Here is a 7295-nt window from a genome sequence, read left to right as displayed (position 1 = left end):
ACGAGGGCGCGATCACGGTGGCGACCGTGGTGCTGGGCGGCGTGGCGGACGTGTTCGTGGAGGAGATGGCGACCGACGTGATCGCCTCGCAGACCGACGAGGTCATCCGGATGCTCGCGATGGCCGGCTGACTCCGGCACCGGTAGAGCAGAACTCGCGACCGCGAGCGTGGGACTCGCGTGCTGTCGCGAGTTCCACGTTCATTGCCGCGAGTTCTGCACTCGGTGCTGTGAGTTCTGCACTCGGAGTCGCGAGTTCTGCGGTTGGGGCTGCGAGTTCTGCGGCCGGGGCCCGGCGGGGTGCTCCGTGGAGGTGCGGCGCTCGCGACTCACCCGCGAGGTTGCACTTCGAGGGTGATTCCGCGTCCTCGTGGTGCGGGTGGCGCCGCCGAGGAGGATCGTGGACGTCATGGCGGAGCCGAACGTGTCGGGATGGGCCGCGGCCGGCGGCGTCCTCATCCTGGCGATCATCGCGTCCGCCGCCCTGGGCGACGCGTGGTACTTCCTGGCCGGCGTGATGGCGGGACTCGGCCTGCTGGCCGGCATGCGGTCCAGCACGCCCTCACCCTGAGGAGATCCCCCGCAGGCGGTTCAGCGCGCGGTGCTGCACGAGGCGCACCTGGTTCGCCGACAACCCCAGCGCCGAGGCGGTCTCCTCCGCCGACAGGCCGGCCGCCACGCGCAGCAGCATGATCTCCCGCTCCACGCCGGGCAGCGCCAGCACCGGTGAGTCGGCCTCGGGGGCGCGGGCGCCGGCCACCGTCTGGGCCGTCAGCTCGTACACGAGCGCGGGGAACGGGCCGGCCCAGCCGGGCAGCGCGTGCAGGATCGCCAGGCACGCCTCGTGCGCGACCTCGTCCGCGCCGTGCCGCAGCCGCGCCCGGCAGTACCGCACCACGACGGGCGTCACCGCGGCGACCAGCTCCCGGATCGCCCCCGGATCGCCACCGGCCGCGGACGCGACGAGGTCCGCGCCGGGAAGCCCCGTGCTCACCGCGTGCCGCGCCGCCATCGCGCTCCCCCTCCTCGACAGGTAGTACGCACGAGCCGCCCGGCGGGTTGCCTTCATGGTGGCCCCGGCCGGCCGCGCAACGGGCCGGCGTGGTGCAAGTCGGAGGAGGTTCCGCTCGGCGGCAGGTGGTGTGCGCACGAACCGCCCGGCGGGTTGCCTTCGCCGCTAGGGTGATCATCGTGCGGCTCGCAGTGGTGGTTCTCGCGGCGGTTCTGGCTCTCGGCGCGGCTCCGGCGGCCGCGGCGCACCGGCCGGGGCTCACCGTCGCCAGCTACAACATCCACGCCGGCGCCGGGCAGGACGGCGTCTTCGACCTCGCCCGCACCGCCGCCGCCATCCGGGACCTGCGCGCGGACGTCGTCGGGCTGCAGGAGGTCGACGTCCACTGGGACGCGCGCAGCCAGTACCGCGACGAGGCCACCGAACTCGCGCGCGCCCTGGGAATGCACGTGTTCTTCGCGCCGATCTACGACCTCGACCCGCCCGCGCCCGGTGCGCCACGCCGCCAGTACGGCGTCGCCGTGCTGAGCCGCTACCCGATCCTCGCCGCGCGAAACCTCGAGATCACCCGGTTGTCGACGCTCACCCCGGACGCGGCCCCCGCCCCGGCGCCAGGTTTCGCCGAAGTGACCGTGGCAGCGCACGGCGGGCCGGTCCGCGTCTACGCCACCCACCTGGACTACCGCGCCGATCCCGCCGTGCGGCAGGCGCAGGTCGCCGACATGCTCGCCGTCCTCGACCGGCTGCCCGGACCGGAGATCCTCACCGGCGACCTCAACGCCGAACCCACCGCCCCCGAACTCGCTCCACTGTGGACCAGCCTGGCCGACGCGGACCCGCGCGCGGGCACCTACCCGGCCGCGGAACCGGTGAAGCGCATCGACTTCGTGACCGCGTCCCGGCACTTCGCGGTCCGTTCCGCCTGGACGGTCGCCACGACGGCCTCCGACCACCGTCCGGTGGTAACGCGGCTGGAAAGGGTTCAGTCGATCTCCGTTCGGTCGTAGCATGAGCCGGGCGGGAGGGAGAGCCATGACCAGCAGTCCGCCGGAGCAGCCGAGCGAGTCGAAAACGCGCACCGCCACGGTGAACCTGCCGTTCGTGCGAGCCGAGTTCCGGGCGCCGCACGTGCCCGGCCGCGGCGAGGTCACCGCCGCGCTGCACACCGCACGGTCCTTCCTGCCACCGCCGCGCCAGCTCGCCTACTGGGGAGGTCTGGGCCTGCTCGCCGCGGTCGAGCTGATCGAGTGGCCGGTGGCCGTCGCGATCGGCGTCGGCACCGCGATCGCCGGGCGCGGCAAGGGCGCGGCGCCCCGGCAGGCCGAGGCCGACCCCGCCGAGGCCAAGCCCACCGAGGTCAAGCCCGCCGAGGCCAACCCCACCGAGGTCAAGCCCGCCGAGGCCAACCCCACCGAGGCGAAGCCCGCGAAGGCGCGGGCAGGCACGCAGAAGCGGGGTCCACGCGGCGGCGCCTAGGCCGGGGCGGGCGGACAGCCACCCGCGCTCCGCCCCGGAGTCAGGCCCCGTGGCGGGTGGAGGCTCGCACCACCAGCTCGGGCGTGAACACGACCTGCTGGTGCTCGTGCCCGGGATCCGTCTCCCGCAGCAGCAGCTCCGCCGCCGTCCGGCCGAGCCGGCGCCGTGGCTGCCGCACCGAGGTGAGGGGCACCGCGGCGGCCGCGGCGAAGTCGATGTCGTCGTAGCCCACCATCGCCAGGTCGTCGGGCACCCGCAGGCGCAGGCTGACGCACGTCTGGAGCAACCCGAGTGCCAGCAGGTCGTTCGCGCAGAACGCCGCCGTCGGGCGCAGTGACGACGGCAGCCCGGCCAGGCGCTGCCCCGCCGTCCGGCCCTCGGCCACGGTCAGCGCCGACGTCGTCAGGTCGACCAGGTTCTCCGGCCCCAGCCCGGCCTCCGCCAGCGCCCGCAACGCGCCCTCGCGCCGGTCGCGCACCTGCCCGAGCGTGTCGGGGCCGCCGATGAACGCCACCCGCCGATGTCCCAGCTCCAGCAGGTGCTGCACCGCGAGCCGCCCGCCCAGCACGTCGTCCACCGCCACCGAGCAGTGGTCGCCCGGCTGCCCGGTGCGGTCGACGATCACCAGCGGGATCCCGTGCGCCGCCGTCTCGGCCAGCACCGGTGAGCCCGGATCGACCGGCGTGATCAGGATTCCCTGCACCCGCTGCTGTTCCAGCCGGCTCAGGTAGTCGCGCTCGCGCTCGGCCCGGTTCGCGCTGTTGCACAGGAACAACGACAGGCCGGCCTCGTCCGCCGCGTCCTCCACGCCCTCGGCCACGTCGGTGAAGAACGGGTTGCTCCCGTCGAGCATCACGTAGGCCAGGATCCGGCTGCGGCCCGCCCGCAGCTGCCGCGCCGTCTCGTTGCGCACGAACTTCAGCTCGGCCATCGCCGCCTCGACCTTCGCGCGCGTGCGCGGGCTGACGCGATCGGGCCGGTTCAGCACGTTGGACACGGTCCCCAGTGACACGCCCGCCGCCGCCGCGACGTCCTTGATCCCCGCCGCCCGGGGCTCTCCCGCGGCGGCCCCCTCCGTGGTCGTGCGCGTCACGTGACTCCTCCGGTTGAAACGTGTAACAAGCGCCGATGTTATCGGATCGCGACCGAAAAAACCTCGCTGAACTGGGCTGGAAACTTGTCGTTGACTTCGTGATCCAGCGCATAGTAGCGTCAGCGCGCCAGGTTTGTGAAACCTTTCATTTCGGAGGTCGCGATGGTGCGGCAGGACCCGGGCGCTGTGCCCTTGCTGGAGGTCCGCGGCGTCACGAAGTCGTTCGGCGCGGTGGCCGCCGTGCAGGGGGTGTCGTTCCCCCTCCACTCCGGCGAGGCCCACGCACTGGTGGGCGAGAACGGCGCGGGCAAGTCGACCATCGTCAAGATGCTCGCCGGGGTCCACCGCCCGGACACCGGAACGCTGCTGGTCGACGGGCAGCCCGTCGAGTTCTCCTCGCCGGCCGACGCCAAGGCCGCCGGCATCGCGGTGATCTACCAGGAACCCACGCTGTTCCCCGACCTCACGGTCGAGGAGAACATCGTGATGGGCCGCCACCCGCGCAAGCGGCTGGGCATGATCGACCGCGGCGCCATCCGGGCCGAGGCGGAGAAGCTGTTCGCCCGCCTGGGCGTGCGGATCGACCCGGGCCGCCCGGCGCGTGGCCTGTCGATCGCCGACCAGCAGATCGTCGAGATCGCCAAGGCCCTCTCGGCCGACGCGCGCGTGCTGATCATGGACGAGCCGACCGCGGCGCTGTCGCTGGTCGAGGTCGAGCGCCTGTTCTCGGTGGCGCGCAACCTGCGCGACGAGGGCGCGGCGATCATGTTCATCTCGCACCGCTTCGAGGAGATCACCGAGCTGTGCCAGCGCGTGACGATCATGCGCGACGGCAAGCACGTCTCCACCGATCCGATGGCCGGCCTGACCGTGGACGAGATGGTCCGCCGCATGGTCGGCCGCGAGCTGGACGCGTTGTTCCCCAGGCAGGACGTCACCCCGGGCGAGGTCGTGCTCGAAGTGGACGGTCTCACCCGGGAAGGCGTGTTCCGCGACGTCTCGTTCCAGGTCCGGGCCGGCGAGATCGTCGCATTCGCCGGCCTGGTCGGCAGTGGACGGTCCGAAGTGGTCCAGGCCGTGTTCGGAGTGGACGACCGCGATGCGGGAACCGTGAAGCTGCGCGGGAAGAAGCTCAAGCCGGGCTCGCCGCGCGCCGCAATGGCCGCGGGCATGGCCCTGGTGCCGGAGGACCGGCGTCAGCAGGGCCTGGTCATGGACCTGTCCATCGAGCGGAACGTGACCCTGCCGCGCTCGGGCGCGCTGGCGAAGCTGGGTTTCCTGTTCGGCGGCAGCGAGCGCAAGGAGGCGCTGCGCTGGACCGGGCGCCTCCAGACCAAGTACGGCCGCCTCGGCGACGCCGTGGGCACGTTGTCCGGCGGCAACCAGCAGAAGGTCGTGCTGGCCAAGTGGCTGTCGATGGCGCCGAGCGTCCTGATCGTCGACGAGCCCACGCGCGGCATCGACGTCGGCACGAAGGCCGAGGTGCACCGGCTGATGTCGTCCCTGGCCGCGGAGGGCGTCGCCGTGATCATGGTGTCCTCCGAGCTGCCCGAGGTGCTCGGCATGGCCGACCGCGTGCTGGTGATGCGTGAGGGCCGGATCGTCGCGGAGATCGGCCGCGACGACGCGAGTGAGGACTCGGTGATGTTCGCGGCGATGGGTCAGGGAGCGGCGGCGTGAACGCGACGAAGGTGATGTCTCCCAAGATGAGCGGGCCGGCGCCCGCAGCCCGCAGGTTCTCCCTCGGCGGCCTGTTCCGGGCACGCGAAGCCGGGATCGTCCTCGCGCTGGTCGCGCTGGTCGCGTTCACGGCGACGCAGAACGCGCGCTTCCTGTCCGCGCAGAGCATCCGCGACATCCTGCTCGGCACCGCGATCCTGGCCGTCCTCGCGGTCGGCCAGGCGACGGTGATGATCACCCGCAACATCGACCTGTCGGTGGGCTCGGTGCTCGGCCTGTCCGCGTTCGCGGTCGGCTCGCTGCTGCAGGACAACCAGGGCATGCCGGTGATCGTCGCGCTGGTCGCCGGTCTCGCCGTCGGCGCGGCGTGCGGCCTGGTCAACGGGGTGCTGGTCCGGTTCGGCCAGGTGCCCGCGCTGGTGGTCACCCTCGGCACGCTCTACGCCTTCCGCGGCGCGGCCTACTTCTGGGCCGGTGGCGAGCAGATCAACGCCGACGAGCTGCCCGGCCACTTCCTGCGGTTCGGCAACTCCTCGATCCTGGGCATCCCGTGGCTGGTGCTGATCGCGGTGATCGTGCTGGTCGTCGCCGGGGTCGTGCTGCGCAACTACCGCGCCGGCCGCGAGCTGTACGCGATGGGGTCCAGCCCGCAGGCCGCCGAGCTGGCCGGGATCAAGGTCGGCCGCAACACGATCGCCGCGTTCCTGGTGAGCGGCGCGCTCGCGGGAGTGGCCGGGGTGCTGTTCGCCGCACGGTTCGGCACGATCGATGCGGCCGCGGGCAACGGTTACGAGCTGAACGTGGTCGCCGCCGCGGTGGTCGGCGGGGTCGCGGTGTTCGGCGGCAGCGGCACCGTGTGGGGCGCGGGCCTGGGCGCCTTGCTGCTCACCGTCATCGGCAGCTCACTCGCCGTCCTCGACATCAACCAGTTCTGGCAGCAGGCCATCGTCGGCGCGCTGATCCTGCTCGCGATCGGCGCCGACCGGCTGATCGCCGTCCGGGTCGCCAAGTCACTGAAGAAGAGGGATTCCCATGTCTGACAAGCGGCCGGCCTGGCTGTCCCGCCTGGCGAGCTGGGACGCCGCCGTCATCGTGATCACGGTGCTGGTGCTGCTCATCGCCTCCGGGGCGGTGGAGAACTTCGGCAGCAGCCGCAACTTCACCTTCCTGCTGCTGGACCTGCTGCCGATCGCGCTGATCGCGCTGCCGATGACGCTGGTGATCGTGACCGGCGAGATCGACCTGTCGGTGGCGAGCACGCTCGGCCTCACCTCGGCCGTGATGGGCGACCTGTGGAACCGCGGCCTGCCCATCGAGACGATCATCCCGCTGTGCCTGGTGCTCGGCGCGGTGCTGGGCGCGCTCAACGGGTTCTTCGTGACCGTGCTGAAGCTGCCGTCGCTGGCGGTCACCATCGGCACGCTGGCGCTCTACCGCGGCCTGGCGTTCGTGGTGCTCGGCGACGGGGCGGTGGCGGACTTCCCGCGCGCCTACACCTCGTGGGTGACCGGGACGATCGGCGGCGGCCCGGTGCCGAACATGCTGATCCCGCTCGTGGTGCTGGCCGTGGTGTTCGGCCTGGTGCTGCACGCGACCCCGGTCGGCCGGTCGGTGTTCGCCGCCGGTGCCGGTGAGCAGGCGGCGCGCTTCGCCGGCATCCGCGTGGGACGGCTGAAGTTCTGGCTCTACGTGGTCAGCGGCTTGGTCGCCGGCCTGGCCGGGGTGCTGTGGACGCTGCGGTACTCCAGTGCCCGCGCCGACAACGGCCTGGGCATGGAACTGGCCGTCGTGGCGGCGGTCCTGCTCGGCGGTGTCTCGATCTTCGGTGGCAAGGGCACCCTGCCGGGGGTGCTCGCCGGGGTGGTCCTGCTGGCCACGCTGCAGAACGCGCTGCGGCTGCAGGACGTGTCGAACGAGGCGCTCAACATCGTCACCGGGGTGCTGCTGATCATCTCGGTGCTCCTGCCCAACATCGTCATCCGCTTCCGGGCTGCGCTGCGGCGCCGGGCGACCACATAGAAAGGCGAAAACGCCC

The 7295-nt window shown here is 72.3% G+C and carries 8 protein-coding genes; 6 read left to right on the top strand and 2 right to left on the bottom strand.

Going from position 1 to position 7295, the window contains the following annotated elements; genetic code table 11:
- Positions 1–408 precede the first annotated feature (408 nt).
- The gene (locus D0D28_RS36325) at positions 409–570 is read left to right on the top strand and encodes a hypothetical protein (RefSeq protein ID WP_167481552.1); all 162 of its coding nucleotides are present in this window, start codon (positions 409–411) and stop codon (positions 568–570) included.
- On the opposite strand, the gene D0D28_RS28770 is transcribed toward D0D28_RS36325, so the two are convergent.
- Positions 562–1011, bottom strand: coding sequence for a sigma factor-like helix-turn-helix DNA-binding protein (locus tag D0D28_RS28770; protein ID WP_116114022.1), 450 nt, complete (start codon positions 1009–1011; stop codon positions 562–564). The two genes, D0D28_RS36325 and D0D28_RS28770, sit on opposite strands and share 9 nt — an antisense overlap.
- A 170-nt stretch (positions 1012–1181) precedes the next feature.
- Here D0D28_RS28770 and D0D28_RS28765 point away from each other — a divergent pair, with 170 nt between their 5' ends.
- Both D0D28_RS28765 and D0D28_RS36320 read left to right on the top strand, forming a co-directional pair.
- A complete protein-coding gene (locus tag D0D28_RS28765; protein ID WP_094004958.1) occupies positions 1182–2018 on the top strand; it encodes an endonuclease/exonuclease/phosphatase family protein in 837 nt (278 codons plus the stop codon).
- A gap of 25 nt (positions 2019–2043) precedes the next feature.
- The gene (locus D0D28_RS36320; protein ID WP_205413388.1) at positions 2044–2487 is read left to right on the top strand and encodes a hypothetical protein; all 444 of its coding nucleotides are present in this window, start codon (positions 2044–2046) and stop codon (positions 2485–2487) included.
- 40 nt (positions 2488–2527) lie between these two features.
- Here D0D28_RS36320 and D0D28_RS28755 read toward each other — a convergent pair whose 3' ends face one another.
- A complete protein-coding gene (locus D0D28_RS28755) occupies positions 2528–3526 on the bottom strand; it encodes a LacI family DNA-binding transcriptional regulator (protein WP_116114028.1) in 999 nt (332 codons plus the stop codon).
- Positions 3527–3742: 216 nt separating this feature from the next.
- On the opposite strand from D0D28_RS28755, the gene D0D28_RS28750 reads away from it, so the two are divergent.
- From D0D28_RS28750 to D0D28_RS28740, 3 genes are read left to right on the top strand one after another with little or no spacing between them, the layout of a single operon-like run.
- On the top strand, positions 3743–5260 hold the full coding sequence (locus D0D28_RS28750; protein ID WP_116114020.1) for a sugar ABC transporter ATP-binding protein: 1518 nt from the start codon (positions 3743–3745) through the stop codon (positions 5258–5260).
- Positions 5257–6300: an ABC transporter permease gene (locus D0D28_RS28745; RefSeq protein ID WP_116114017.1), complete on the top strand. Its 1044-nt coding sequence runs from the start codon at positions 5257–5259 to the stop codon at positions 6298–6300. Before D0D28_RS28750 ends, D0D28_RS28745 begins: the two co-directional genes overlap by 4 nt.
- Positions 6293–7279, top strand: a complete 987-nt coding sequence (locus D0D28_RS28740) for an ABC transporter permease (protein ID WP_116114015.1) — start codon at positions 6293–6295, stop codon at positions 7277–7279. The genes D0D28_RS28745 and D0D28_RS28740 overlap by 8 nt, the downstream gene beginning before the upstream one ends.
- Positions 7280–7295: the final 16 nt, after the last annotated feature.

The sequence above is a fragment of the Amycolatopsis ruanii genome (assembly GCF_003385175.1).
GTDB lineage: Bacteria > Actinomycetota > Actinomycetes > Mycobacteriales > Pseudonocardiaceae > Amycolatopsis_E > Amycolatopsis_E thermalba.
The sequence above is the reverse complement of the archived record's forward strand: the minus strand, read 5'-3'. Positions and strand labels throughout refer to the sequence as shown.

Excerpts from the sequence above, each read along its gene's own strand:
- D0D28_RS36320 (WP_205413388.1), top strand. The coding sequence starts at position 2,044 with ATGACCAGCAGTCCGCCGGAGCAGCCGAGCGAGTCGAAAACGCGCACC.
- D0D28_RS36325 (WP_167481552.1), top strand. The coding sequence starts at position 409 with ATGGCGGAGCCGAACGTGTCGGGATGGGCCGCGGCCGGCGGCGTCCTC.
- D0D28_RS28770 (WP_116114022.1), bottom strand. The coding sequence starts at position 1,011 with ATGGCGGCGCGGCACGCGGTGAGCACGGGGCTTCCCGGCGCGGACCTC.
- D0D28_RS28740 (WP_116114015.1), top strand. The coding sequence starts at position 6,293 with ATGTCTGACAAGCGGCCGGCCTGGCTGTCCCGCCTGGCGAGCTGGGAC.
- D0D28_RS28750 (WP_116114020.1), top strand. The coding sequence starts at position 3,743 with ATGGTGCGGCAGGACCCGGGCGCTGTGCCCTTGCTGGAGGTCCGCGGC.